The organism is Neorhizobium sp. DAR64862/K0K3 (assembly GCF_050500185.1).
GTDB lineage: Bacteria > Pseudomonadota > Alphaproteobacteria > Rhizobiales > Rhizobiaceae > Neorhizobium > Neorhizobium soli.
In genome coordinates this window covers 369,615-395,889 of record NZ_CP191449.1, presented here as the reverse complement: position 1 = coordinate 395,889, position 26,275 = coordinate 369,615, and the positions used below count along the sequence as shown (strand labels likewise).

At 61.6% G+C, this 26,275-nt stretch carries 21 protein-coding genes and 1 tRNA gene; 12 read left to right on the top strand and 10 right to left on the bottom strand.

The annotated features are described in order from the left end of the window. Positions 1-63: 63 nt before the first annotated feature. Complete coding sequence (locus tag ACQY1L_RS01940) at positions 64-951, bottom strand: N-formylglutamate amidohydrolase (RefSeq protein ID WP_325263154.1); 888 nt, start codon at positions 949-951, stop codon at positions 64-66. A gap of 180 nt (positions 952-1,131) precedes the next feature. Between ACQY1L_RS01940 and cpdR1 the strand changes: the two genes are divergently transcribed. Beyond that, on the top strand, positions 1,132-1,494 hold the full coding sequence (cpdR1, locus tag ACQY1L_RS01935) for a response regulator CpdR1 (RefSeq protein WP_062460988.1): 363 nt from the start codon (positions 1,132-1,134) through the stop codon (positions 1,492-1,494). 97 nt (positions 1,495-1,591) lie between these two features. Next, a tRNA-Val gene (locus ACQY1L_RS01930) sits at positions 1,592-1,666 on the top strand. Positions 1,667-1,980: 314 nt separating this feature from the next. Here the strand turns inward: ACQY1L_RS01930 and ACQY1L_RS01925 are convergent. From ACQY1L_RS01925 to ACQY1L_RS01910, 4 genes are all read right to left on the bottom strand, one after another. Continuing rightward, complete coding sequence (locus tag ACQY1L_RS01925) at positions 1,981-2,154, bottom strand: DUF1328 domain-containing protein (RefSeq protein ID WP_082471987.1); 174 nt, start codon at positions 2,152-2,154, stop codon at positions 1,981-1,983. 100 nt (positions 2,155-2,254) lie between these two features. Further along, a complete protein-coding gene (locus ACQY1L_RS01920) occupies positions 2,255-3,316 on the bottom strand; it encodes an ABC transporter ATP-binding protein (RefSeq protein ID WP_325263157.1) in 1,062 nt (353 codons plus the stop codon). Then, positions 3,313-4,893, bottom strand: a complete 1,581-nt coding sequence (locus tag ACQY1L_RS01915; protein WP_430261938.1) for an ABC transporter permease — start codon at positions 4,891-4,893, stop codon at positions 3,313-3,315. The genes ACQY1L_RS01920 and ACQY1L_RS01915 overlap by 4 nt, the downstream gene beginning before the upstream one ends. Before the next feature lie 72 nt (positions 4,894-4,965). Next, entirely contained in the window at positions 4,966-5,916 is a 951-nt protein-coding gene (locus ACQY1L_RS01910; protein ID WP_162238006.1) for an iron ABC transporter substrate-binding protein, read from the bottom strand. Positions 5,917-6,137: 221 nt separating this feature from the next. Here ACQY1L_RS01910 and ACQY1L_RS01905 point away from each other — a divergent pair, with 221 nt between their 5' ends. From ACQY1L_RS01905 to ACQY1L_RS01895, 3 genes are all read left to right on the top strand, one after another. Further along, positions 6,138-8,207, top strand: coding sequence for an ATP-dependent helicase (locus ACQY1L_RS01905; protein WP_430242392.1), 2,070 nt, complete (start codon positions 6,138-6,140; stop codon positions 8,205-8,207). Between the two features lie 52 nt (positions 8,208-8,259). Continuing rightward, the gene (locus ACQY1L_RS01900) at positions 8,260-9,000 is read left to right on the top strand and encodes a pentapeptide repeat-containing protein (RefSeq protein ID WP_430242390.1); all 741 of its coding nucleotides are present in this window, start codon (positions 8,260-8,262) and stop codon (positions 8,998-9,000) included. Between the two features lie 171 nt (positions 9,001-9,171). Further along, the gene (locus ACQY1L_RS01895) at positions 9,172-10,014 is read left to right on the top strand and encodes a DMT family transporter (protein ID WP_062461885.1); all 843 of its coding nucleotides are present in this window, start codon (positions 9,172-9,174) and stop codon (positions 10,012-10,014) included. 7 nt (positions 10,015-10,021) lie between these two features. Here ACQY1L_RS01895 and ACQY1L_RS01890 read toward each other — a convergent pair whose 3' ends face one another. From ACQY1L_RS01890 to ACQY1L_RS01870, 5 genes are all read right to left on the bottom strand, one after another. Beyond that, complete coding sequence (locus ACQY1L_RS01890) at positions 10,022-10,135, bottom strand: type II toxin-antitoxin system RelE/ParE family toxin (RefSeq protein ID WP_280136960.1); 114 nt, start codon at positions 10,133-10,135, stop codon at positions 10,022-10,024. 21 nt (positions 10,136-10,156) lie between these two features. Next, the gene (locus ACQY1L_RS01885; RefSeq protein WP_062461888.1) at positions 10,157-10,411 is read right to left on the bottom strand and encodes a type II toxin-antitoxin system ParD family antitoxin; all 255 of its coding nucleotides are present in this window, start codon (positions 10,409-10,411) and stop codon (positions 10,157-10,159) included. Positions 10,412-10,494: 83 nt separating this feature from the next. Continuing rightward, on the bottom strand, positions 10,495-11,202 hold the full coding sequence (locus ACQY1L_RS01880; protein ID WP_092659788.1) for a DUF1003 domain-containing protein: 708 nt from the start codon (positions 11,200-11,202) through the stop codon (positions 10,495-10,497). Next, a complete protein-coding gene (locus tag ACQY1L_RS01875; protein ID WP_092659786.1) occupies positions 11,195-13,000 on the bottom strand; it encodes an ABC transporter ATP-binding protein/permease in 1,806 nt (601 codons plus the stop codon). The genes ACQY1L_RS01880 and ACQY1L_RS01875 overlap by 8 nt, the downstream gene beginning before the upstream one ends. Before the next feature lie 137 nt (positions 13,001-13,137). Continuing rightward, complete coding sequence (locus ACQY1L_RS01870; RefSeq protein WP_062461012.1) at positions 13,138-14,361, bottom strand: ROK family transcriptional regulator; 1,224 nt, start codon at positions 14,359-14,361, stop codon at positions 13,138-13,140. A gap of 243 nt (positions 14,362-14,604) precedes the next feature. Here ACQY1L_RS01870 and ACQY1L_RS01865 point away from each other — a divergent pair, with 243 nt between their 5' ends. The 7 genes from ACQY1L_RS01865 (at position 14,605) to ACQY1L_RS01835 (ending at position 26,103) form a co-directional block, all read left to right on the top strand. Beyond that, entirely contained in the window at positions 14,605-15,630 is a 1,026-nt protein-coding gene (locus ACQY1L_RS01865) for a sugar ABC transporter substrate-binding protein (RefSeq protein ID WP_430242387.1), read from the top strand. 190 nt (positions 15,631-15,820) lie between these two features. Next, the gene (locus ACQY1L_RS01860) at positions 15,821-16,900 is read left to right on the top strand and encodes an ABC transporter permease (RefSeq protein WP_062461017.1); all 1,080 of its coding nucleotides are present in this window, start codon (positions 15,821-15,823) and stop codon (positions 16,898-16,900) included. Continuing rightward, a complete protein-coding gene (locus ACQY1L_RS01855; protein ID WP_062461891.1) occupies positions 16,900-17,691 on the top strand; it encodes an ATP-binding cassette domain-containing protein in 792 nt (263 codons plus the stop codon). Before ACQY1L_RS01860 ends, ACQY1L_RS01855 begins: the two co-directional genes overlap by 1 nt. A 303-nt stretch (positions 17,692-17,994) precedes the next feature. Next, positions 17,995-21,354: a DUF2126 domain-containing protein gene (locus ACQY1L_RS01850; RefSeq protein ID WP_430242385.1), complete on the top strand. Its 3,360-nt coding sequence runs from the start codon at positions 17,995-17,997 to the stop codon at positions 21,352-21,354. Positions 21,355-21,393: 39 nt separating this feature from the next. After that, positions 21,394-23,850, top strand: a complete 2,457-nt coding sequence (locus ACQY1L_RS01845; protein WP_113167163.1) for a circularly permuted type 2 ATP-grasp protein — start codon at positions 21,394-21,396, stop codon at positions 23,848-23,850. 17 nt (positions 23,851-23,867) lie between these two features. Then, positions 23,868-24,746: a transglutaminase family protein gene (locus ACQY1L_RS01840; RefSeq protein WP_430242381.1), complete on the top strand. Its 879-nt coding sequence runs from the start codon at positions 23,868-23,870 to the stop codon at positions 24,744-24,746. A gap of 136 nt (positions 24,747-24,882) precedes the next feature. Next, the gene (locus ACQY1L_RS01835) at positions 24,883-26,103 is read left to right on the top strand and encodes a vWA domain-containing protein (protein WP_062461028.1); all 1,221 of its coding nucleotides are present in this window, start codon (positions 24,883-24,885) and stop codon (positions 26,101-26,103) included. Positions 26,104-26,275 lie beyond the last annotated feature (172 nt).

Below are 26,275 nucleotides of genomic sequence, written 5' to 3'. Positions count from 1 at the left end.
CGAATGCGCTCTGTCAGGGAAGTCGGCTACCTCGGCGATCGAAGTCAGCCTGATGCGGGGATACTATTCCGCTGCGAGCGCAGTGTCGCTGGCCGAGAAATCAGCGACGAAGTCGGCCATCTGGCGCATGAACAGCGAGAGTGCGGCGGCGATCGCATCAAATTCCGGCCGCTTCGAAAGCGTCCCCTCATCCACGTAAAGCCCGCGGTTGATCTCGATCTGCAGCGCGTGCAGGCCGCGCACGGGCCGGCCGTAATGTTCGGTGATGAAGCCGCCAGCATAGGGTTTGTTGCGCACGGCGGCAAAACCCATCTCGCTCAGGAAGCTGAGCGCCGCGCGCGAAATTTCGGCAGACGCGCTTGTGCCGTAACGATCGCCGATGATGAAGTCGGGCTTCACGTTCGAACCCGAAAGCCGGATATTGCCAGGCATCGAGTGACAATCAATCAGCACGCAGATGCCGAACCGGGCATGCGTGGCCGCGATCAGCCGGCGCAGGCAGGCATGGTATGGCTTGTAGATTGCCTCGATCCGGGACAGGCCCTCCGCCACCGAAAGCTTGCGCCGGTAGATATCCATGTTCTCGGCGACGATGCGCGGAATGGTGCCAAGCCCACCGGCAACGCGCATCGATCCGATATTGGCGTAAGGCGGCAACGGACCATCGAACATACGCGGATCTAGTTCGAACGGCTCGCGATTGACGTCGAGATAGGCCCTGGGAAAATGCGCGGCAAGCAGAGGCGCGCCAAGTTCCGGCGCATCGGCGAAGAGATCGTCGACATAATGATCTGCCGAACGGCGAATCGACATCGAGTCGAGATTGCTGTCGGCAAGAAAGCTTTCCGGGTAGCACCGGCCGCTATGGGGAGAGTTGTACACGAAGGGAATGGTTTGCCTGGCGGGTTCCCTTACTTCGAAATGCTCAGGATCGCCGGCGTTGAAATCCATTCCGTTTTTACCATGTCATGAACAAGTCGGATGAGGTATGTTGCCAGTTGCCCGGCGGGAAGTCCATACTATGTAATCCCACCAAGGCTGCTTCGGCTCTTATTAAACGGATGTTTACCGTCAATTGAGAGTGTAGACGGCCATACAGCCACGACTCATAGACAGATAGCGGTCCCCGAGATGCTTCCAAAAATCCTTCTCGCCGAAGATGACAACGACATGCGCCGGTTCCTGGTGAAAGCGTTGGAAAAGGCGGGCTACAAGGTCATTTCCTTCGACAACGGCGCCAGCGCCTACGACCGGCTCCGCGAAGAGCCTTTCTCGCTGCTCCTGACCGACATCGTCATGCCCGAGATGGACGGCATCGAGCTCGCCCGCCGCGCGACCGAACTCGACCCCGATCTCAAGGTCATGTTCATCACAGGGTTTGCCGCCGTCGCTCTGAATTCTGATTCGAAGGCCCCGAAGGATGCAAAGGTTCTCTCCAAGCCCTTCCACCTGCGCGATCTTGTGGACGAAGTGAACAAGCTTCTGGCCGCGTAAGCCCGGTTTTCCGGCGGCTGTCAAAAAGACTTCACAAAACCGGAAAAAGCCTATTGACGGCACATCGGTTTCTGTGGTCTTAAGCCGCCCATCGGATGGGCGTATAGCTCAGCGGGAGAGCACTACGTTGACATCGTAGGGGTCACAGGTTCAATCCCTGTTACGCCCACCATCCTGATTAGCCGCAAGGCACGAAAGGCTTCTGGGAAACCGGAAGCCTTTTTCGTTTCAAGCCGTTAACCGACCGCATAACGTCCCGTCACCATTCTTCCATCCGTAACAATACCAATAGCGCGAGGCTTGCGGATGCGGGAGCTTGTGGGTCTGAGTTTGTGGCTGGCCTCTCGGCCAGTGGCACTCAGGCGGCCGGGGTCGTGTGGGGCTCCGGCCGCTTCAATAGCGCTTCACTTCCCGAATTTACCGCAAACAAAAGCCGCCCGTGGAAGCTCCAGGGCGGCTTTGCTGTTTTGATCCATGGGGTCTTTCTTAGAAGACCACGGCGCCTGCCGTCAGTGCCAGAACCAGGAAGATAAGGAAGATCACGATAGCGATAAAGAACAGGATTTTCGCGATGCCCGCGGTGGCAGAGGAGACGCCGGAGAAGCCGAGGAAGCCTGAAATCACGGAGATGACGAGAAAGATGAGAGCCCATTTCAGCATGGTATTATTCCTTCATATTTGATGCGGGAACAACGTGACAAAAGGTTCCAGGTTCCAGCGCCGTGATGGCCGCGAAGAAATATTCCGGCAAAAATGTGAACTACGCGTCGGCAAGCAGATGCACTCGTCCCGAGATGCCGATCGACACCCGGTCGCCTGACGCAAGCAGCTCGCGGCCGGGGATATCCAGGCGGAAGGAAATCTCGCCCTCGGCGATACCGTCTCCGGCGAGTGTTATCCTCGCATCAAGCGATGGCCCGCAGAAAACCACGTCGCTGACCACAGCCGAGACCCCGTTGTCCGGCGCGTATTCGATCCGGCTGACGGTAAACTGCTCAGGCCGGATCATGATCTGCGCCCGGCCGCGATAGGTGACGTCCGCAACCTCTAGCCGGCCGATCGGGCTGTCTGCTATCCCGTCGCTCACCATGGCCGGCAGCACGACCGCTTCTCCGAGGAAGGTGGCCGTCGCCCGGTCGACGGGTTTAAGATAGACCTCGCGCGGCGTGCCGACCTGGGCGAATTTTCCCGCCCGCATCACGACCAGCTCATCGGCGAAGGCAAGCGCTTCCGCCTGGTCATGGGTAACGAGAATGGTGGTGACGCCGGCAGCAGACAGTACGTCGGCCACAGCCTTTCGGGTGGCGGTCCTCAGGCCCATGTCGAGCGCCGAGAAGGGTTCGTCCAGCAGCATCAGCCGCGGCCTGCGGGCAAGCGCCCTTGCCAGCGCCACGCGCTGCTGCTGGCCGCCGGAAAGCTGATCCGGCTTGCGGGCAAGCATCGCCCCGTCAAGCCCGACCATCTCCATCAGTTCCGCAGCCCTTGCCTGTTTGGCGTCGCGATCCGCGTCCATGCCGAAACCGATATTGTCGAGCACCGAAAGATGCGGAAACAGGCAGCCGTCCTGCGCCACGATGCCGATATTACGTCGGTAGGCAGCAACATGTGCGTCCGCATTGGACATGATCTCGCCGCCAAGCGTGATCGAGCCGGCGTCAGGAACCTCGAACCCGGCAATCAGCCGCAAAAGCGTGGTCTTGCCGCAGCCGGAAGGGCCGACGATGGCCGTGCGGCTTCCGCTTTGGGCTGCAAGGTCGACACCGGCAACGGCTGCGACGGAACCGTAGCTCTTGGCAACGGAGGAAAGGGTAAGCAGCGTCATCGCCCGGCGATCTTTTTTGACTGGTGGTGAAGGAGAAGGGTGAGCGGAAGCGAAAACAGGATCATCAGCAGCGCATACGGTGCGGCTCCCGCATAGTCGATCTCGCTGGTCAGCGCCCAGAATGCCATGGCAAGCGTGCGCGTGCCGTTGGGCGCAAGCATCTGGGTCGCGGTCAGCTCGTTCATGATGCCGAGCGAGGAAAGCGCCATGGCAGATGCAGCGCCGGGCGCCGCCAGCCGCACTGTGGTGGACCAGAGCGCCCGCGCGGGCGAACGTCCGAGACTTTCGGCCGCCTGTTCCAGCTCTGCCGGCACCTGCGCGATGCTGGCGCGCAGGCTGACCAGCGCCCGCGGCAGAAACATGATGACGTAAGCGATGACGATCGTCGCCACCGTCTGGTAAAGCGGCAGCATCACCCGGATCGAGATCGTCACCAGAGCGAGCGCGACAACCACGCCCGGCATCGAGCTTGCGAGATAATAGCAGCCTTCGAGAAACCGACTGGAACGCGTCGGGCGGCGCACCGAAAGCCAGGCGATCGGCACGGCGGCAGCAGCCGTCGCCACACCGCCGATCACGCAGATCGTCAGCGTCTGGGAAAGGGCCAACCCGATCTCGCTGAATTGCCAGATATCAGCACCACCCGCGATCAGCCAGCGCCCGAGCGTCATGACAGGCACGCCGAGCGAAACCGCGGTGGTCACGACCGGCAGCAGCAGGCAGGGATATCGCCAGACGCCAAGCGAGGCGCGCACCGGATGGCGGGCAACGCCCGAGCCCAGCCGGGCATAGCGACGGCGGCCCCGCATAGCGGCATCGACACCGATCAGCACGAAGCAGCAGGCCACCAGCACCAGCGCCAGCATATGCGCTGCAACGCCGTTGTAGGTGGATTGGAACTGGTCAAGAATTGCCGTCGTGAACGTGTCGAACCGGATCATCGCATAGAGCCCGTATTCCGACAGGAGATGCAGGCTGATCAGCAGCGCCCCGCCGCACAGCGACAGTCTGAGTTGCGGCAACACGACGCGCCGCAAGACCGCAGCAGGCGAAAGACCGAGAGAGGCCGCCTGATCCTCGAGCGCCGGATCGATCAGCCGAAGGGCCGCCGAAACGGGCAGGTAGACGAAGGGAAAGTAGGTCACGACCGAGATCGCGACGCCCGCACCAAGCCCGTTGAGCCGCGGCCACATACCGATCCAGGCATAGGACTGCACGAAAGCGGGAATGGCAAGCGGCACGATGGCAAGCCAGGCCCATAGCTTTGCGCCCGGCAGGTCGGTGCGCTCCGTCAGCCATGCAAGCGCTGTTGCAAGAACCGTCGCGACCGGCACCGTGAAGACGATCAGCGCAACGGTATTGAACAGGAGGTCGCCGACACGGGAACGGAAGATCAGCTGCGATGCCGTTTCCCAGCCGGTCGCAAGCGTTGCCCAGAACACGAACCCGAGCGGCGTCAGCGTCAGGGCGGCAATCGCAACGGCGATTGCCAGCGTCCAAGACGATCCGGCAAGGGGTTTCCCCGCAGGCTTCCGGCGCGGCCGGCTGGCAACCATGCTCTCGGTGGTAAACGTCATCGCGTGCTCAAGAAAGAAGAGACATCGCAGGTACGCCCTGCGATGTCCGTGCGCAACAGGATTCGATGGTGTTTAGAGAATGCCGGCGGCTGTCATCATGTCGGTGACCTTGGCATTGTTGAGGCTCGAAGGCTCGACCTTCGGCGCCTGAAGGTCGGCAATCGGAACGAGCGCCTTGTTGGAAGCCTCGTCCTTGCCGACGGCGTATTCGAACGAGGTGCCGTCACGCAGAATCTTCTGGCCGCCCTTGCCGGCAAGCCATTTCAGAAATGCCTGCGCCTGCTCCTTGTGCTTGGAAGAGGCCAGAATGCCACCGCCGGAGATCGACACGAAGGCACCCGGATCCTGGTTCTTGAAGTAATGCAGCGCAACGTTCTTGCTGTTTTCGCCGGTCTTCGCCTGATCGCCGAAATAGTAGTAGTGATAGATCAGCGCGCCTTCGAACTGGCCCGCATTGACGGCTTTCATGGCGGTGGAATTGCCACGCACGGCGGTGAAATTCTCTTTCATGCCCTTCAGCCAGGCAGCGGTTTCCGGCTCACCCTTCAGCTGCAGAAACGCGCCGACGATCGCTTGGAAATCGGCACCCGACGGAGATGCGGCCCAACGGCCCTTCCATTCGGGCTTGGCGAGATCGAGCATCGATTTCGGCAGCTTGTCCTCAGTAAGCTTGGTCTTGTCATAGGCAAACACGGTGGAGCGCGCGGCAATTCCGGTCCAGTGACCGTTGGCCGGGCGGAACTGCTCGGGAACGAGATCGAGCGTTGCCTTGTCGACAGGCTCAAACAGCCCCTTGCCATCGACAAGCGCCATGGCCGGCGAATTTTCCGTCAGAAACAGGTCGGCCGGCGAGTTGGCGCCTTCCTGGACGATCTGGTTTGCCATTTCGAGGTCGGATCCGTTGCGCACCGTAATGACGATGCCGGTCTCTTCCTTGAACGCCTCGACCCATTCCTTGGTCAGGCCCTCGTGCTGGGCATTGTAGATCGTCAGGCTGTCGGCGACCTGCGCGTTGGCCGGCATGGACAGAGCGAGTAGCGAAACGGCGAGCGAAGCTCCGGCCGAAAGAGCAGACAGAATTTTCAAGTTTGCCTCCAATTTATAAGCGTCATCGCATCGATAGCCAAAGCCGACCTGCGTAGTCAAGTTTAAGAATCGAACGGGGATGGAGACCGATTGCGGCAAATGCCGGCGAATCAGGTAGAGCTGAAACGAACACATCAAGAACAAGCCGCGGAAGCTGAATGTCGGTTGCTTATCTGGAAAAATTGAACGAGGCCCAGCGCCGCGCGGTCGAACATGGTTCGGACGTGCCGGATGGCGGCGCTGCGGGACCGCTTCTGGTGATTGCAGGCGCAGGCTCCGGCAAGACCAACACACTTGCCCATCGCGTCGCCCACCTGATCGTGTCGGGTGCCGATCCGCGCCGCCTGCTGCTAATGACGTTTTCCCGCCGTGCGGCCTCCGAAATGGGCCGTCGCGTCCAGCGTATCTGTCGCGAAGTGATGGGGGCGAAGTCCGGCGTCATGACCGATGCGCTCGCCTGGGCCGGCACGTTTCACGGCATCGGCGCAAGGCTGTTGCGGATCTATGCCGAACAGATCGGCCTCGACCAGGAATTCACCATCCACGACCGTGAGGATTCCGCAGACCTGATGAACCTTGTTCGCCACGAGCTCGGCTTCTCCAAGATGGAAAGCCGGTTTCCGACCAAGGGCACCTGCCTTGCGATCTATTCGCGCGCCGTCAATTCCGAGACGCCGCTGGACGAGGTGCTGAAGACCTCCTTCCCGTGGTGCCTTGCCTGGGAACCGCAGCTGCGCGATCTGTTTGCCTCCTATGTCGAGGCCAAGCAGGCGCAGAACGTGCTCGATTACGACGATCTCCTGCTCTACTGGGCGCAGATGATGAGCGAGCCGCTGATCGCACAGGATGTCGGCGAACGATTCGATCACGTCATGGTCGACGAATACCAGGACACCAACCGGCTACAATCCTCGATCCTGATGGCGATGAAACCCGGCGGCCGCGGCCTGACGGTGGTGGGCGACGACGCCCAGTCGATCTATTCGTTCCGTGCCGCCACGATCCGCAACATCCTCGATTTTCCCGCGACCTTCGACCCGCCGGCCAACATCGTCACGCTCGACCGCAATTACCGCTCGACCACCACCATTCTGGCAGCCGCCAATGGCGTCATCGAACTTGCCCGCGAGCGGTTCACCAAAAACCTGTGGACCGACCGACAGTCGGAGGAGCGGCCCCGTCTGGTTACCGTCAAGGACGAGACCGAGCAGGCGAGCTATATCGTGGAAAAAATCCTCGAGAACCGCGAAACCGGAATGCTGCTGAAGCAGCAGGCCGTGCTTTTTCGCGCCTCGCACCACTCCGGTCCGCTGGAAGTGGAACTGACCCGCCGCAACATTCCCTTCGTCAAGTTCGGCGGCCTGAAATTCCTCGATAGCGCCCATGTCAAGGACATGCTGGCGGCCCTGCGCTTTGCCCAGAACCCGCGTGACCGGGTTGCGGGGTTCCGCCTGCTGCAGCTCATTCCGGGCATCGGCCCGCAGACAGCGGCAAAGATCCTCGATGCGATCGCAGCTGATCCGGAACCGCTGGCGGCACTCCAGGAAATCCCCTCGCCTCCGAGGTCCGGAGAAGACTGGCCGGCCTTTGTCGAGATGCTCGGCGCCGTCAGGAAAAGCGAAGGCTGGCCTTCCGAAATCGGGCTCGCCCGCCAATGGTACGAACCGCATCTTAGCCGCATCCACGAAGATGCCGACACCCGCAAGGCCGACCTTCTGCAACTGGAGCAGATCGCTTCCGGCTACGCGTCGCGCGAACGCTTCCTCACCGAACTGACGCTCGATCCGCCGGATGCGACGAGCGACCAGGCCGGTGTGCCGCTGCTCGACGAGGATTACCTGATCCTCTCGACCATCCATTCCGCCAAGGGCCAGGAATGGCGCTCGGTTTTCCTGCTCAACTGTGTCGACGGCTGCATTCCCTCCGATCTCGGCACCGGCACGACAGCCGAAATCGAGGAGGAACGGCGGCTGCTCTACGTGGCGATGACGCGCGCGAAGGATCACCTTCACCTGATCACGCCGCAGCGTTTCTTTACCCACGGCCAGCATTCCCAAGGCGACAGGCACGTCTACGCCTCACGCTCCCGCTTTATCCCGGCAACGCTGCTGCAGTTCTTCGAAAGCACCGCCTGGCCGGTGGTGGCGCAAATGACCGAAGCCGAACGCCAAGCCCGCCACCAGATCCGCATCGACGTAACCGCAAGAATGCGCGGCATGTGGCGCTGACCGTCACAAGTTGCGCGAACGTATAGGCAAGCTGCCTGACAATGGAGATTGCGTGTTGGAAATATCGTCGCTGGAAGCCGCATTCTCGATGAAGGAACCCGTCATCGGCCGCCGATTTGCATCCGAAGACCTGACCGATTTCATCACGTCCGAATCGAAATTCGCAGATTGCCGGTTCAACGATTGCATCTTCGACGGCGCGAAGATCAGAGAATGCGAGTTCATCGGCTGCAGCTTTTCCAACTGCTCCTTCAAGGAAGCCGAGTTTTTCAACTGCATCTTCGTCGATCGCGAAACGCAGGCAGGATCTGCGTGGAATTACTGCGACCTCAACGAGGCGAAGTTTAAGGCCTGCAACCTTTCCAACAACCGCATCGTCAAATGCGAAGCCTTCCTGCTCGAGATCACCGACTCGTCGGCTGTCGGTCTGCAGTTCGACGCCGAGGTTCATCGCAAGATCAGCAAGCGCATGATGTTTGGCGGCGTCGTCTTACAGCGTTGCAAGCTGCAATACGCGGTGTTTGCCGCTTCGAGCTACGAAGAGAGCCGGTTCGAGAGCTGCGATCTCAGAGACTGCTCGTTTGTCGACAGCAATCTCAGCCGCGTCAGCCTGATGGGATCGAGCCTCAACAATATCGATTTCACCGGCGCGACGCTGAATTTCGCCAACCTGTCGCAGGCAACCTTCGACGAGATGGATCTTGCAGCCATGGCGTCGTTCAAGGGCATGACTGTCAGCCGCGACCAGCACGAAAACCTGCTCCGCTCGATGGGAATTCTGACGTCGGGATAAGCAGCAGACACAACCGGTGGGCGGAAAGGCTTTCCTTTCAAACCGAAAAAGCATTAGAGCGACCGTTCTGCGTCGAAGGAGACTGAAGTGGACAGCAATCAATCGGCAAGGGCCTCGCGGGCGACGTCGTCAGCCCAGCCGGCCCCGTCGACGAAGAAGGCTGCAGCGTGGATGCTGACGTCGATCAGCCTACTGCTGCTGATGGCGATTTCCGGCCGGATCATCACCCGCGAGATCGACGTCTTCCAGGTGATGGAAATGCGCTCGATCATCGCCTTCTTCATGCTTTTGCCGCTGGTGTTTCGTGAGGGTGGCTTCAAAGCCATGCGCACGACCATCCTGCCGGCCCATATCGGCCGCAACGTCGCCCACTATATCGGCCAGTTCGCCTGGCTGATGGGCCTGACGCTGATCCCGCTCGCGCAGGTGATCGCCATCGAATTCACCGCCCCGATCTGGGCGGCGCTGATGGCAGCGGCTTTCCTCGGGGAGAAGCTGACATGGCGCAAGGGTGCGGCGATCGGCTTCGGGCTCGCCGGCGTGCTTCTGATCCTGCGGCCAGGCGCCGCCCCGCTCAACCCCGGCCACCTGATCGTGCTCGGCGCTGCCTTCTTCTTCGCCATCTCCTTCATCACCACCAAGCTCCTGACGCGCACCGACAGCGCCACCAAGATCATCTTCTGGATGCTGATCATCCAGTCGATCATCGGGCTGATCCCGGCGCTCCGGGTATGGACCTGGCCGTCCGCGGGGATCTGGCCGTGGATCTTCCTGATCGCGTTCACCGGGACATTCGCGCATTACTGCATGGCAAAGGCGCTGTCTTATGCCGATGCGACGGTGGCGATGCCGATGGATTATCTCCGCGTGCCGGCCTCGGCCCTCATCGGCTACCTTCTCTACGCCGAAGCCATCGACGGCCTGACCGCCGCCGGCGCAATCCTCATCCTCGCCGGCAACCTCTTCAACCTCCGACGCCCGAACGCCGGAAGAATCCAACAGACGCCGCCGTGAGATCGGTTTAGTCTTGTTCCTTGAATGCTGCGGGGATATCGCGCGCGCCGTGCAGGATGCGCTCAATTCTCACACCATCCTGGGACACGGTGTAGAACATCACGTACCGTTTGAAGTGGATGCAACGAAGCCCGGTCGCGCATCAGGAGCGGCGCCCGCCATATCTGGCTTCAAGCCGATCGAAGACGTCATCCGCCGGAATGCCCGGCCCACTCTCGATCCCGGTGCGTATATCCGCCTTCAGTGCGTCGAAGCCGGCCTTGCCATGCTCCTCCATCTCTTCGAGCAGGCGAAGGCTATCGCGCATGACTTCGCTTTCGCTTGCATAGCGTCCGCTTTCCACCAGCCTGCGCACGAAGCTTTCGTAACGGGGGCCGAGTTCATAACTGGAAGGCACAAGATCCACTCTTGTTGTTTCGAAATTATCAATCTTCGAGATCCACGTAGAGCGTGTCCCCTCTCACCCCTCACCCCGACTAATCATCGTTTCTCCAGCAACTCGATCTGGATCTGCTGGAGTTCCGCGAGCCGTTCCCACTGCTTGGCCATCTGGTGATCGATCTTTTCATGCAGCTGGCGGATTTCGAGTTCGGCTCGGAGGTTGACCATGTAGTCGTTTTCGCTGCGCAGCCGGTCCTTGTCCTCCTGCCGCCTCTGGCTCATCATGATGACGGGTGCCTGCAGGGCGGCAAGCGAGGACAGGACGAGATTGAGCAGGATGAACGGATAGGGGTCGAACGGATCGGCGGACAAACCAACCACGTTAAGCGCCATCCACAGAACCAGCACGGCTAAAAAGGACAGGATGAAGGTCCAGGAGCCTCCGAAGGCGGCGACCCTGTCGGCGACCCTTTCCCCGAACGTTTCCGCCTGGTCGATTGCGGCGGGCGCGCCCGCCTGAACCGTCAGCGTTCCCTTTTCGAAACTGTCGAGCACGCGGGCGTCAAGCTCGGTGATCTCGCCCCGCTCCTCTTCCAGCAGTGCCTCCACGTAGCGCCGCCTGAAGCGCGCCAGATCCTCGTCGCAGATCAGACTGTCGGCGCTACAGGTCTTTACCTCCTCCGCGATCATCTCGAAGAGATGCGGCCTGAGAGTGCCCGCCTTGTGAAGCTTCGATACCGCAAACGTGCGACCGCAGATGAGGCATTGCCCGGTTCTCCCGGTCGTTTGAGAAGCATGCTTACCCATTGTCTGAAGCCTCGTTCTTCGTATCGACAGCCAGGAGCGGCGCCAGATGGAATACCTTTGGTGAAAATCTGTCCGAAAACACGTCAGAGCGGCCGATATAGAGGAGTGTCGAGCCGGTAAGCCCGGCCAGCACGTCCAGCAACAGCGCCTGCGTCTCCGGTTCGAGCCCTTCCAGGACGTCGTCCATGATCAGCCAGTCCGGCTTTCGAAGCACGGCATTGGCGATCTGCAGCGCCACTTCCTCGTCCTTGTCGAGCAGCCGGTCCCATCGCTCCACCTCGTCGAGTTTATCGACGAGCCGATGCAGACCGACTTTCTCCAACGCTTGCGCCAGCGCCGCGTCGGTCATGTCGGGAATGCCATCGCGCATGCCAGCAGGCCCAGTCGCCGGATAGGTCATGACCTCGCGCAGTGATGCGGTCGGCAGATAACCTTCCTGCGGCATCATGATCATCCGATCTGCGGCCGGCAGTCGGATCTCGCCCTTGCCCCAGGGCCAGATACCGGACAGTGCCTGGAACAGAAGATGCCGGTCTGTCCCCGGATTGCCGTTGATCAGCACGCGCTCGCCGGGTCGGATGGTGAAGGCGCCTTCCGCGACCCTGATGCCATGGCCGTCCCCGCCCTTGTCGGGTTCGCCGAAGACCGCAAGGTCGGTGACGGACAGCACGTCCTCCCCATCGCTTTTCCGGTAGGTGAGGACGGAGCCTTCCATCGCCGGCGTATCCATCGAAACCAGGGCATTGCGGAACGAGGAGACACGGCCGAGCGTCGCCCGCCAGTCGGCGATGACGCTGAAATTCGCCACATACCAGCGCAGTGCCTGGTTGACCTGGTTGAAGGCGCCGACCGCCATCATCAGACCGCCGAACGAAAGATTGCCGGAAAAATACATCGGCGAGGCAATGATGATCGGCGCCACCAACGCCAGCCAACCGAAACCGGCCGACACCCAGGTCAGGTTGGTAAGCGCCCAGGCAAGCTTGCGCAGCATGCCGAGCACGCCATCGATTGCGGCGTGAACGCGGAAAAGCTCGCTTTCCTCGCCACGCGCAAGCGTGATCGGCTTCATGTTCTCGTTCGCCCGGACAAGGGTCGCGCGCAGATCAGCCTCGCGGGCATAGCGCTGCGCATTCAGCCGCGCCAGCCGGCTGCCGACAACGTTGCTCATGACGGATCCGAAAAGGGCGTAGAGAATCGTCGCCCACAGCATATAGCCGGGAATGACGATGGTGCGACCGCCGATCTGCAGGCCGAAATCGGTCGAGATCGCCCATAGCACGCCGATGAAACTTGCAAGAAGAATGGTCGAATTGACGAGACCGATCGACAGTGACGTCGTGTTTTCGGCCAGGATGCGGGTGTCCTCATGCAGTCTCTGGTCCGGATTGTCGGCGATCGCGCCGGCACCGGCAAGCTTCAGGGCCCGCCCCGGCGTCAGCCAGACATCGGCGAGATCGCGGGCCAGCCCTTCTCGCATCCGCATCGCGGCGATCTGGTTCAGCCATTGCTGGATGACGTTGAGCAGTGTCAGGAGCGAGGCGAGGACTCCGAACACCACAAGCTGGTGGAGGAATTCGGGCATGTCGCGCCGCGCCAAGGCATCGTAGAACGGTCCGTTCCACTCGTTCAGCCGATAGGTGGCGTAGGTGGTCGCAAAGATGACGCAGAGCAGCGCGGCCGTGAGCGCGAGAACGGGATTGCGCACCGGGGACGCCCAGAACGCCCCTGTCATCATTTTGAGCTGGCCAGACAGAGGAAGTTCATAGGGCTCCGCCTTATCTTGCGAATTCACCATCTGCCGCCGGCTCCTGCCTGTCTGTGTCGAGTCCTAACTACCACAAGGGAATTGCGAAGGTGCGAGAAAGGCGTGCCGTTGACGGCTGACTGGGAACAGCGTCGAGCGTCCCACGATCGAATGCGGACGTCCGCTCGTCACATCGCCTTGAACAGCACACTCGGATCGGTGAGGTATTTCGCAAAGATCGGCAGGCTGGCGCCGCCGATGGCGCGGGCGTGGCTGCCGACCTTGCCCTCGATGATATCGGGGATGATGACACCTTGCAGATCGAGCCGCTTGACGGCCTCGATCGTCTCGGTGACGATCCGCTTGCGCACCCATGACGGAAATCCGCCATCGATCACGGCAGCCCCGAAATCGATGATCGAGGCGCTGGCAATGATCGCCTGGGCAAGCGCTGCCGCCGTCTCGCCGATCCACAGATCGAGCGGCGCCCCGAAATCGATCCATTCGTCGGCCGAATACCAGAGCGGCTCCGGATCGATCCCCTTTTCCTTCAGCATGTTCTCGAGAACGAAAATCGAAGCGACGTCGAGCAACTGCCGGGTTGAACCGTCCCTGCCGCGCACCGGAAGTGGCGCGACGGCGCCGGCAGTCCCGGTTCGGCCGGAAAACACGGCGGAGTTCAGAACGATGCCGCCGCCGATAAATGACCCGATGAAGAAATAGACGAAGTCCGGATAGGATGGACCGATCCCGAACACCAGCTCCGCACCGCAGGCGCTGGTCGCGTCGTTCTGCAGGTAGACGGCATGCTTGGTCGAGGCGGAGACCTCCTGCTGCAGGTCGAAATCGCGCCAGAGGTCCATCGCGCCCGCAGGCGCGCCGACCTCATCTGCCCAGTTCCACAGTTCGAACGGCGCCGAGATCCCGATGCCGGCTATCCGCTCACGCTCGACCATGCTGAGCTGGCCCTCGAGCCTGCCGATCCCCTTGCCGATGATCTCGATGATCTTCTGCGGCACTGGGTAGGCATAGGTTTCGTGATGATGCATCCGGATCTGCCCGACGAAATCCATCAGCACCAGATCGGCGCTGCGCCGGCCGATTTTCACCCCGAAGGAAAACACGGCATCGGGATTGAGCCGCATCGGTACCGACGGCTGCCCCACCCGGCCGCGGATCGGTTCGCCGCGCAGCAGAAGCCCGTCCTTTTCGAGCGATCGCATGATCACCGACACAGTCTGCGCCGACAGTCCGCTGGCGCGGGTAATGTCCGCCTTCGACATTTCGCCGTGCATGCGAACAAGCGAAAGGACCAGCCTCTCGTTATAGGCACGCACGCGAACCTGGTTCGATCCGCCCGAAAAACTGCCGAGCGGCATCGACCCTGTCGCGGTACTTCCCGCGATCGACATTGGAACTCCTCCCGAAACTCGCCGTGGATCGTCGCTCCACGCATGCCGAATATGCCACCGTGGATAAATAATTCAATCGGAATTAATTATTGACAGCTCATGGAAAACTGGTCTTAATCCGGGCTGCAGAGGACATGGGAGGCTTGGAGACGGCGCTCGTCGAATTCGATGGCACCCGGTGTTTCTGAACATTTGCATCAATCGCCCCAAGCTTGGGGAAAAGATCTCTCGGGAGGAGATATCATGAAAAAGACTGTGCTTTCTGGCGCCTTTGCGGCGCTTGTCCTCGGCGTTGCGTTTTCCGCTCCGGCGCACGCAGCCGGCGTCTCCGCCTGCCTCATCACCAAGACAGATACCAATCCGTTCTTCGTGAAGATGAAGGACGGTGCGACTGCGAAAGCCAAGGAACTCGGCGTCACGCTGAAATCCTATGCCGGCAAGATCGATGGCGATTCCGAAAGCCAGGTTGCCGCGATCGAAACCTGCATCGCCGATGGCGCCAAAGGTATTCTGATCACCGCGTCCGACACCAAGGGCATCGTGCCGAACCTCAAGAAGGCCCGCGACGCCGGACTGCTGATCATCGCGCTCGACACCCCGCTTGAGCCGATCAACGCTGCCGACATGACCTTTGCGACCGACAACCTTCTCGCCGGCAAGCTGATAGGCCAGTGGGCCAAGGATACGCTCGGCGACAAGGCCAAGGATGCCAAGGTGGCCTTCCTCGACCTCACGCCGTCGCAGCCTTCCGTCGACATCCTGCGCGACCAGGGCTTCATGATCGGCTTCGGCATCGATCCGAAGGATCCGAACAAGATCGGTGACGAGACCGATCCGCGCATCGTCGGCCATGACGTCACCAACGGCAACGAAGAAGGCGGCCGCACCGCGATGGAAAACCTTCTCCAGAAGGATCCGACCATCAACGTCGTTCACACGATCAACGAACCGGCAGCAGCCGGCGCCTATGAAGCGCTGAAGGCCGTCGGTCGCGAGAAGGACGTGCTTCTGGTCTCCGTCGACGGCGGCTGCCCAGGCGTCAAGAACGTTGCCGGCGGTGTCATCGGTGCAACCTCGCAGCAGTATCCGCTGCAGATGGCAGCACTCGGCATCGAGGCGATCAAGAAGTTCGCCGATACCGGTGAAAAGCCGAAGCCGACTGCCGGCAAGGACTTCTTCGACACAGGCGTGACGCTCGTGACCGACAAGCCGGTTCCGGCGATCAAGTCGATCGACACCAAGGAAGGTCTGAACAAGTGCTGGGGCTGATCCCCACCTGCATTTGAAAGATCAAACCACTACCCTCCCCGCAACGGGGAGGGCTTGATCCGGCGGCAACCGCTCAGACAATCCCTGCGTTTGCCGCAAGTCTTCTCCCACCGGGGTGGGAGAGATGGCCGGCAGGCCGGAGAGGGTCTCTCACTGTCGAGCGACAACGGAATTTCTCGGAGGAACATCCATGACCGAGCCAACGGCGGCATCGCCGCATCATGACTACGAAAAGGTTCTGAAGGACAGTTCGACCGACGTCGCGTCCTTCGACGGCGACAAGAAAACGCCAGTCCAGAAATTCCAGCACTTCCTGCACACCAGTCCGTCGGCGGTTTCGCTGATCGTCCTCGTCGCAGCCCTGCTGGTGTTCGGCATCCTTCTCGGCGGAAAATTCTTCAACGCCTTCTCCCTGACGCTGATCCTGCAGCAGGTGGCAATCACCGGCATTATCGGCGCGGCACAGACGCTTGTCATCATGACCGCCGGCATCGATCTTTCGGTCGGCGCCATCATGGTCCTCTCCTCTGTGGTCATGGGCCAGATGGTCTTCCGCTACGGGGTTCCTGTTGAAATCGCCATTCCCTGCGGCTTCGCGGTCGGCGCGATTTGCGGCTTCATCAACGGCTTCCTTATCGCCCGTGTGAAACTGCCGCCCTTCATCGTCACGCTCGGCATGTGGCAGATCGTGCTTGCCACCAACTTCCTCTATTCCTCCAACGAGACGATTCGCTCGCAGGAAATCGAGGCGACGGCTCCGCTTCTGCAGTTCCTCGGCACGACGTTCAAGGTCGGCGGTGCGGTGTTCACCTTCGGTGTCGTCGCGATGGTGCTGCTGGTCGCCGTGCTCTGGTACGTGCTCAACCAGACCGCCTGGGGCCGCCATCTCTACGCGGTCGGCGACGATCCCGAAGCGGCAGAGCTTTCCGGCGTCAACGTCAAGCGCATGCTGATTTCGGTCTACGTTCTGGCCGGCACCATCTGCGCGCTTGCCGGCTGGGTCTCGATCGGCCGCAACGGCTCGGTTTCCCCGACGGTCGGCCAGTTCGCCAACATCGAATCGATCACCGCCGTGGTGATCGGCGGCATATCGCTGTTCGGCGGCCGCGGCTCGATCCTCGGCATGGTGTTCGGCGCCCTCATCGTCGGCGTGTTCTCGTTCGGCCTTCGAATGCTCGGCACCGACGTGCAGTGGACCTACCTCCTGATCGGCGTGCTGATCATCGCCGCCGTCGCAATCGATCAATGGATCAGAAAGGCAGCCGGCTGATGGCACGCGATCCGAACACTCAACCCATCCTGGCCGCCCGCGGCCTGGTCAAGCGCTACGGCCGCGTGACCGCCCTCGACAACGCCGATTTCGACCTCTATCCGGGCGAAATCCTCGCCGTCATCGGCGATAACGGCGCCGGCAAGTCGTCGCTGATCAAGGCGATCTCCGGCGCGATCCGTCCAGACGAGGGCGAGATCACGCTCGAAGGCAAGCCGGTCCAGTTCCGCTCGCCGATCGAGGCCCGCGATGCGGGCATCGAGACCGTCTACCAGAACCTCGCACTCTCGCCGGCGCTCTCCATCGCAGACAACATGTTCCTCGGCCGTGAAATCCGCAGCAAGGGCTTCATGGGCAAATACCTGCGCAAGCTCGATCATGGCGCCATGGAGAAGTTTGCCCGCGGCAAGCTCTCCGAACTCGGCCTGATGACCATCCAGAACATCAACCAGGCGGTCGAGACACTCTCGGGCGGTCAGCGCCAGGGTGTGGCGGTGGCGCGCGCTGCGGCCTTCGGTTCCAAGGTCATCATTCTCGACGAACCGACGGCGGCGCTTGGCGTCAAGGAAAGCCGCAAGGTGCTGGAGCTGATCCTCGACGTGCGCTCGCGCGGCATTCCGATCGTGCTGATCAGCCACAACATGCCGCATGTCTTTGAAGTCGCCGACCGTATCCACATCCACCGGCTCGGAAAACGACTGACCGTCATCAACCCGAAAGACTACACGATGTCGGACGCAGTCGCCTTCATGACCGGCGCCAAGGTCCCGACGGAAGCCGTCGCGGCCTAACGGAAATACCTGGGAATTCCCCACTCCCCGCTCGCGGGGAGTGGGCACGTACCCTGATCTGACTCTGAGCGCGCAGCCTGCGTCCTTCTCCCCGCCCGCGGGGAGAAGGTGCCGGTAGGCGGATGAGGGGCAATCTCAGCCGGATGACCCTTACCCGGCACAACGATCGAAAACCGAACGAAGCTCACCTTTCGACGTGAGCGGGAAAACAGCCTGCCCCGCCTTGCATTCTTTTCATGCATTGCACAAACTCGCGGCAACGATGACGTAACGGCCCGTTCAACAAGGCCGGCAAGGGGCATAATGTCGATCAAGGCGAGCATCTACCACCTCACCCATTACAGCTATGACAGGCCGGTCCGCATGGGGCCGCAGATCATCCGGCTGAAGCCCGCCGCCCATTCCCGCACAAAAGTGCTGTCGCATTCCCTGAAGGTCACGCCGGAGAATCACTTCGTCAACCTGCAGCAGGACCCCTACGGCAACTACCTCGCCCGCTTCGTGTTTCCCGAACCGGTGACCGAATTCAAGATCGAGGTCGACCTCGTCGCCGACATGACGGTCTACAATCCCTTCGACTTCTTCGTCGAGGAAGAGGCGCAGGCCTGGCCGTTCACCTACCCGGCCGATCTCATCGAAGACCTGTCGATCTACCGCACGCCCGAGCCGCCGGAACCTGCCCTCGTCGAATACCTGAAGACGCTGGACATGTCGCCCGGCCAGCCGACCGTGGACATGGTCGTCGGCATCAACGCCCGCCTGCAGCAGGCGATCGGCTATGTCATCCGCATGGAACCCGGCGTCCAGACGCCCGAGCAGACGCTGACCTCGGCAATGGGCTCCTGCCGCGATTCGAGCTGGCTGCTGGTGCAGATCCTGCGCCATCTCGGCTTTGCCGCCCGCTTCGTCTCCGGCTACCTGATCCAGCTGACGCCGGACCTGAAGGCGCTCGACGGCCCCTCCGGCACCGAAGTCGATTTCACCGATCTGCATGCCTGGTGCGAAGTCTATCTGCCAGGCGCCGGCTGGATCGGCCTTGATCCGACATCGGGCCTGCTGACCGGCGAAAGCCACATTCCGCTGGCCGCCACGCCGCATTACCGCAACGCCGCGCCGATTTCCGGCGGTTACTTCGGCGAGGCCAACACCTCGTTCGACTTTGCCATGAACGTCACCCGCGTTGCCGAGCATCCGCGCATCACCAAGCCCTTCTCGGATGACAGCTGGGACGCGCTGAACGATCTCGGCGAACAGGTGGACCGCGTGCTGGAAGCCCAGGACGTGCGCCTCACCATGGGCGGCGAACCGACCTTCGTGTCGATCGACGACTTCGAATCCGACGAATGGAACACCGGCGCCGTCGGCCCTACCAAGCGCGAAAAGGCCGACGTCCTCATCCGCAAGCTGCGCGAAAAATTCGCGCCTGGCGGCTTCCTGCATTACGGCCAGGGTAAATGGTATCCGGGCGAAAGCCTGCCGCGCTGGACCTTCTCGCTCTACTGGCGCAAGGACGGCAAGCCGATCTGGAGCAACCCGGATCTCGTCGCCGAAGAGGGCCGCGACTATGGCAGCGGCGAACAGGACTCGCATGAGTTCCTGACCGCACTCGCAGCGGAACTGGATATCGGCGCAGAGATGGTCGTGCCAGCCTATGAGGATCCGGCCGAGTGGATCATCAAGGAGGGCTCGCTGCCTGATAATGTCGATCCGTCCAATTCGAAACTCAAGGATCCGGAAGAGCGCAACCGCATTGCCCGCGTCTTCGAACGCGGCCTGACCAACCCGTCCGGTTATATCCTGCCTGTTCAGGCCTGGCAGTCGCACGCGCGAGGCGGCAGCATGGGCGCAAAGCGCTGGATCAGCGAAAAATGGAGCACCCGTCGCGGCAAGATCTTCCTTGTGCCCGGCGACAGCCCCGTCGGCTACCGTCTGCCGCTCGGCACGCTTCCCTATATCCCGCCATCGCAATTCCCATACATCCACGAAGCCGATCCCTCGATCCCCCGCACTGCCCTGCCCGACGTGATCGTCCCGCCCGGTCACGAAGCGACCGAAGGCCGCGCGATGCCGGAGCAGTCGTTCACGGCAGGCGACCCGGTCAATCCCGGCCGCGTCGAACAGACGCTCGGTGAAATTGGCGGCGCTGTGCGCACGGCAATTTCCGTCGAGCCGCGCGATGGCCGGCTTTGCGTCTTCATGCCGCCGGTCGAAAAGATCGAGGACTATCTCGAACTGATCGCAGCCGCCGAAAACGCTGCGACGAAGCTCGGTCTCGCGGTCCATATCGAAGGCTACGCGCCGCCGCATGACGAGCGCATCAACGTCATCCGCGTCGCGCCCGATCCTGGCGTCATCGAGGTCAACATCCATCCGGCTGCAAGCTGGAAGGAGACGGTCGAGACCACAACGGCGATCTATGAAGAGGCCCGCCAGAGCCGTCTCGGCGCAGACAAGTTCATGATCGACGGCCGCCATACGGGCACCGGCGGTGGCAACCATGTCGTGGTCGGTGGCGCCAACCCGAACGACAGCCCGTTCCTGCGGCGCCCGGACCTACTGAAAAGCCTCGTCCTGCACTGGCAGCGCCATCCGGCACTGTCCTACCTGTTCTCCGGCCTGTTCATCGGACCGACCAGCCAGGCACCGCGTCTTGACGAGGCCCGTCACGATTCGATGTACGAGCTCGAAATCGCGATGGCGCAGGTGCCGATGCCGGGCCAGGGTGCAGCCCCGCTGCCATGGCTCGTCGACCGGCTGTTCCGCAACCTTCTGACCGACGTCACCGGCAACACGCACCGTTCGGAAATCTGCATCGACAAGCTGTTTTCGCCTGATGGACCCACCGGTCGCCTCGGCCTTGTGGAATTCCGCGGTTTCGAAATGCCGCCGAATGCGCGCATGTCGCTCGCCCAGCAGCTGCTCGTGCGCGCGCTCATTGCCCGTTTCTGGAAAAACCCTGTTCAGGGCAGGTTTACCCGCTGGGGCACGGCGCTCGCGGACCGGTTCATGCTGTCCCATTACATCTGGGCCGATTTCATGGACGTGCTGGCGGACCTTCGCGAAAACGGCTTCGACCTCCGGCCCGAATGGTTCGAGGCACAGCTCGAGTTCCGCTTCCCGTTCTTCGGCGAGGTGGAATACGAGGGCGCAAAGCTCGAACTACGCCAGGCGCTGGAACCCTGGCATGTGATGGGCGAACAGGGCGCGATCGGCGGCACGGTGCGCTATGTCGACAGTTCCGTGGAGCGCCTGCAGGTGCGGCTCGAAACCAGCAATCCGCAGCGCTATACCGTCGCCTGCAACGGTCGCGCCGTCCCCTTGACGCCGACGGGCATATCCGGTGTTTCGGTCGCCGGCGTGCGCTTCAAGGCCTGGCAGCCTTCGTCTGGCCTGCATCCGGTTCTGCCGGTCAATACACCGCTGACATTCGATATCTATGATACATGGTCCAGCCGCTCGATCGGTGGCTGCATCTATCATGTTGCCCATCCGGGCGGTCGCAACTATGAGACCTTTCCGGTCAATGGCAACGAAGCGGAAGCGCGAAGGCTCGCACGGTTCGAACCGTGGGGACACACGGCGGGCAGTTATGCTTTGATGCAGGAAATGCCGTCGCCCGAATTTCCGCTGACACTCGACCTGCGCCGGCCACCCGGGATTTAAACGGACCACCTGGGTTTTAACTGGAGTTGACAGCAAGCCATGTCCAACGGACCGGCAACAGAGCACGCCAAGGCGGAAGCCGCCATTGGCGAGACAGGCGTTGGCGAGATCGGCATTGACCCGATCCTCGGCTACGCGGCCTTGGCCGGCGTCACCGACGAGATGCTGGACGCCGAAGGTCGCATCAAGCCGGTCTGGGAGAACCTGATCGCGCATCTGAGCCGTCTCTCGGAAGCCGAGCTGCATGAACGCTTTGCCCGCGCCGACCGCTACCTGCGCGATGCCGGCGTGTTCTACCGAACCTATGCCGCACCCGGCTCCACGGCCGGAAGCGGCAGCGGCGAACGTGCCTGGCCGATCAGCCATATTCCGGTCCTGATCGCGGAAAAGGAATGGGAAGAAATTTCCCGCGGCCTCAAGCAACGCGCCGACCTTCTGGAAGCGATGCTTGCCGATATCTATGGCGACAACAAGCTGGTCGAGGAAGGCTTCCTGCCGCCGCAGCTCGTCGCCGGCAACCCGGAGTTTCTGCGTCCGCTGGTGGGCATAAAGCCGGTCAGCGGCCACTACCTGCATTTCTGTTCGTTCGAAATCGGCCGCGGCCCGGATGGCGACTGGTGGGTTCTGGCAGACCGCACGCAGGCCCCGTCAGGCGCAGGCTTTGCTCTCGAAAACCGCGTCGCCACCACACGCGCGCTGTCGGATATCTATGCCGAAAGCCATGTCCACCGCCTCGCCTCCTTCTTCGGCGCGTTCCGCGATGCGCTGCAGAGCCACAAGCAATATCCCGACGACCGGATCGCGGTTCTTTCCCCCGGCCCCGCCAACGAAACCTATTTCGAACACGCCTATATCGCCCGCTATCTCGGTTTCATGCTGCTGGAAGGCGAGGACCTGACCGTTCTCAACAACCGCGTCATGGTCCGCACTGCTGCGGGTCTGAAACCCATCGGCGTTCTCTGGCGCCGCCTCGACGCATCCTACGCCGATCCGATGGAATTGAACCAGAGCTCCCATATCGGCACGCCCGGCATGGTGCAGGCGCTGCGGTCCGGGTCGCTGACACTCGTCAATGCGCTCGGCTCCGGCATTCTCGAAACCCGGGCGCTGCTCGCCTTCATGCCCGCCATCTGCCGCCGCCTTCTCGGCGAAGCGCCGATCATGCCGTCGATCGCGACCTGGTGGTGCGGCCAGAAGGCCGAGCGGGACCATGTGGCCAAGAATATCGGTCGGATGGTGATCGGTCCGGCCTATTCCGGCCTGCCCTTCTTCGACGACAACGGCCAGTCCGTCCTCGGATCAGCCCTGAGGGAGACCGCAAAGGAATCGATCGGCGAATGGCTGTCGAGCGAAGGCGCCAAGCTCGTCGGACAGGAAGTCGTGACACTGTCGACCACGCCTGCCTATGTCGAAGGCAAGCTGGTGCCGCGTCCGATGTCGCTGCGCGTCTTTGCCGCCCGCACCGAAGATGGCTGGCAGCTTATGCCCGGCGGTTTTGCCCGTATCGGCTCCGGCGACGACGTGGCCGCAATCGCCATGCAGGCCGGCGGCACCGCGGCCGATGTCTGGATCGTTTCCGACAAGCCCGTCGACAAGCCGACCCTGCTGCCGCCCGAAGAAAGCTTTACCCGCAACATGCCGGGTTCGCTACCGTCGCGCGCCGCCGACAATCTCTTCTGGCTCGGCCGCTATATCGAGCGCTCCGAAGGTGCGTTGCGCATCCTGCGCTCCTGGCACCTGCGATATGCGGAATCCGCAGATCCGGACGCGCCGCTTCTGGTCGACGTCGCCGGTTATCTGAAATCGATCGATATGGACATGGCGAAGGCCGTGCCGGCGCCGCTTCTGTCCCACCTCAACAGCGCCATCTATTCGGCCAGCAACATCCGCGACCGCTTTTCGCCGGATGGCTGGCTGGCCCTCACGGATCTTGCCAAGACCACCAAGCGCTTTCATGAAACCGCACAACCGGGCGACGATGCCGCCCATGCCAGCACCATCCTTCTGCGCAAGCTGGCGGGTTTTGCCGGTCTCGTGCATGAAAACATGTATCGCTTCACCGGCTGGCGCTTTCTTTCCATCGGTCGCTACCTCGAACGCGGCCTTCATATGACGCGGCTGCTCGCCCACATGTCCGGCCCGGACGCCCCGGACGGTTCGCTGGACATGCTGCTCGAAATCGGCGACAGCGTCATGACCCACCGGCGCCGCTACAACGTCAACACCGCGCGGCTGACGGTCGCCGACCTCCTGGCGCTCGATCCGCTCAACCCGCGCTCCATCCTGTTCCAGCTGGCCGAGATCCGCACCGAGGTCGAGCAACTGCCCAATGCCGTTTTCAACGGCCAGATGTCGCCCTTCTACAGGGAAGCGATGCGGCTGCATTCGGGCCTTGCGGTCATGACCCCCGAGGGCATGGATGTGGAGGTTTACCGCAAGCTCGAGCAGGAGCTTGAACGGCTTTCCGATATTCTCGCCCGAACCTATTTCAACTGAGCGGGAGAGGACACGCCATGCTTTACGACCTCTCCATGCACATGGGCTATGTCTATGACCAGCCGGCCTCGATCGCACGGCACGTGATCCGCGTCCTGCCGCTGTCGCTGCCCGGCCGCCAGCGGCTGATTGCAGGCACGATCACCGTCACGCCGAACGCAGAGGAGAAATCCACCTTCATCGATTTCTTCGGCCAGCAGGCGACCTCAATCCTGCTGCGCGCGTCGCATGAGCGGTTCGACATCCGTATGCAGGCGCGCGTCATGGTCGAGACCCCGACGATCTCCGCGGATCTGTCGCCACGGCTCGATGGCTTGAGGCGGGAGCTTGCAGCGTATCTTAGCGTCGACGGCAGCTCGCCGCACAACCTGACCGGCGCAAGCCCTCGCCTGCCCGAAGATCCGCAGATTGCCGCCTATGCCCGCGACGTCGTCAAGCCGGGCCAGACGGTGCTGGAGATCGCAAAGGAGCTCTGCACCCGCATCTACGACGACTTCAAGTATGACTCCAAGGCGACCAAGGTCGACACAACCCCGCGCGAGGCCTTCAAGCTGAAGCGCGGCGTCTGCCAAGACTTCGCCCATATCATGATCACCGCGCTGCGCAGCCTCGGCATTCCCGCAGGCTATGTTTCGGGTTTTCTGCGCACTCTCCCGCCCCCGGGCAAGGAGCGGCTGGAAGGCGCCGACGCAATGCATGCCTGGGTCAAGGTCTGGTGCGGCGAGGCGGTCGGCTATGTCGAACTGGACCCCACCAACGACATCATGGCCGGCACCGACCATATCGTGGTTGCCTACGGCCGTGACTATTCCGATATCGCACCTGTCATCGGCGTGCTCAAAGGTTACGGAAATCGAAAGATCATCCAGGCGGTTGATGTGATACCGGTCAGATAGACCCGTTTTGGCGCTGAATCGTCGTGTTGGTTCAATTTTTAAGGGTTGATTTAGCGGTTCCTCCACCCGCTCCGCGGTATCAAGACCACGTGTTAGTGCAAATGAGTTGCGCGGTTACGGCACGGGGGTAAGTGCGATGACAGCATCAATTTGGACGCGGTTTGCCAAGAACCGCGACGGAAATTTCGGCCTTATGACAGCGGTGCTCCTGCCCATCCTCCTGGGTTCGGCGGGCGTCGCGCTTGATTTCACCAATGCCATGCAGATCAAGAGCAAGATGCAGGGTCTGGCGGATTCCGCGGCACTGGCAGCTGCCTCATCGATGGCCCAGAAAGGCATGAACGAGAAGGACGCCCAGGAACTGGCGACCGACTACCTCGCCGGCCAGATCCTTGCCAATGGCATAGACGCGAACGCCACACCTGAAGAAAAGGCAGCGCAGCAGGAGGCGATCCGCAAGGCCACCGCCGTCAGCGCCAAGACCACCAACAACAGCGCTTCCAGCAAGGGCTATACGGTGGCGCTCAACACCAAGTACACGATGAAGCTGAACCCGATCACCAGCATGATCGGCGGCCAGTCCATCACGCTGAATATTGCGGCCACGGCATCCAGCAGTTCGGAAACGACCAACGGCATCTCGATGTACCTGGCGCTTGACCGGTCCGGCTCGATGTCCTTTGTCACCAGCGACAGGAATACACTGCGGTCCTACTGTGACAACTACACCAACGCTGACTGGCCGTCGGTCGCCTTCTACTGGCCCTGCTACATCCGCAAGATCGAGGCCCTGCAGACGGCGGCAACGGGGCTGTTCACGTCGCTGAAGACGTCCGACCCGAAAAATACGCTGATCCGTGTCGGTGCGGTTTCCTACACCGATGAGACGCAGTCTCCGACACCGATGACATGGGGCACGACCGAGGCTGCCAAGTACGTGGCGGCGCTTCCAAGTGTTCCGACCGGCGGCACCGATGCCAGCGGCGCGATGACCCTCGCACTGAATGCGCTGAAATCGAGCAACACGACCGAGGCAACGGCGCATACGGCCAAGGGCAATGCCACCTTCAACCGCTACATCGTGCTGATGACGGATGGCGAAATGACCGGCAAAAGCGCCAACTGGAATCCGGCGCTGGACAGAACAGTGCGCAGCCAGTGCGAAACCGCCAAGGCCGATGGCATCAAGATCTTCACCGTTGCCTTCATGGCGCCGGACAAGGGCAAGTCGCTGCTGAGCACCTGCGCAAGCGCCAGCGACTACTATTACGAGCCTGAAGACATGACCGATCTCGTCAACGCGTTCGGCGATATCGCCAACAAGGCGGCAAAATCCGCGGTTCGCCTCACCAACTAGGCGGCAGTCTAAGTCTCTCGGAACGTTTGATTATTTGCAGAACCCCGTCCAACCGGCGGGGTTTTGCTTTTTTGCGATTTTACATGCCCATGACATATTTCAAGACCAATATCATTGCCCGTTGCAAGCGTTTCGTAACGGTGCATAACTGGTTTCCCAGATCTTCAACGAG

Coding starts and splice junctions, on each gene's coding strand:
- ACQY1L_RS01940 (WP_325263154.1), bottom strand. CDS start 951: ATGGATTTCAACGCCGGCGATCCTGAGCATTTCGAAGTAAGGGAACCC.
- cpdR1 (WP_062460988.1), top strand. CDS start 1,132: ATGCTTCCAAAAATCCTTCTCGCCGAAGATGACAACGACATGCGCCGG.
- ACQY1L_RS01925 (WP_082471987.1), bottom strand. CDS start 2,154: ATGCTGAAATGGGCTCTCATCTTTCTCGTCATCTCCGTGATTTCAGGC.
- ACQY1L_RS01920 (WP_325263157.1), bottom strand. CDS start 3,316: ATGACGCTGCTTACCCTTTCCTCCGTTGCCAAGAGCTACGGTTCCGTC.
- ACQY1L_RS01915 (WP_430261938.1), bottom strand. CDS start 4,893: ATGACGTTTACCACCGAGAGCATGGTTGCCAGCCGGCCGCGCCGGAAG.
- ACQY1L_RS01910 (WP_162238006.1), bottom strand. CDS start 5,916: ATGCCGGCCAACGCGCAGGTCGCCGACAGCCTGACGATCTACAATGCC.
- ACQY1L_RS01905 (WP_430242392.1), top strand. CDS start 6,138: ATGTCGGTTGCTTATCTGGAAAAATTGAACGAGGCCCAGCGCCGCGCG.
- ACQY1L_RS01895 (WP_062461885.1), top strand. CDS start 9,172: ATGCTGACGTCGATCAGCCTACTGCTGCTGATGGCGATTTCCGGCCGG.
- ACQY1L_RS01880 (WP_092659788.1), bottom strand. CDS start 11,202: ATGGGTAAGCATGCTTCTCAAACGACCGGGAGAACCGGGCAATGCCTC.
- ACQY1L_RS01875 (WP_092659786.1), bottom strand. CDS start 13,000: ATGGTGAATTCGCAAGATAAGGCGGAGCCCTATGAACTTCCTCTGTCT.
- ACQY1L_RS01870 (WP_062461012.1), bottom strand. CDS start 14,361: ATGTCGATCGCGGGAAGTACCGCGACAGGGTCGATGCCGCTCGGCAGT.
- ACQY1L_RS01865 (WP_430242387.1), top strand. CDS start 14,605: ATGAAAAAGACTGTGCTTTCTGGCGCCTTTGCGGCGCTTGTCCTCGGC.
- ACQY1L_RS01860 (WP_062461017.1), top strand. CDS start 15,821: ATGACCGAGCCAACGGCGGCATCGCCGCATCATGACTACGAAAAGGTT.
- ACQY1L_RS01855 (WP_062461891.1), top strand. CDS start 16,900: ATGGCACGCGATCCGAACACTCAACCCATCCTGGCCGCCCGCGGCCTG.
- ACQY1L_RS01850 (WP_430242385.1), top strand. CDS start 17,995: ATGTCGATCAAGGCGAGCATCTACCACCTCACCCATTACAGCTATGAC.
- ACQY1L_RS01845 (WP_113167163.1), top strand. CDS start 21,394: ATGTCCAACGGACCGGCAACAGAGCACGCCAAGGCGGAAGCCGCCATT.
- ACQY1L_RS01840 (WP_430242381.1), top strand. CDS start 23,868: ATGCTTTACGACCTCTCCATGCACATGGGCTATGTCTATGACCAGCCG.
- ACQY1L_RS01835 (WP_062461028.1), top strand. CDS start 24,883: ATGACAGCATCAATTTGGACGCGGTTTGCCAAGAACCGCGACGGAAAT.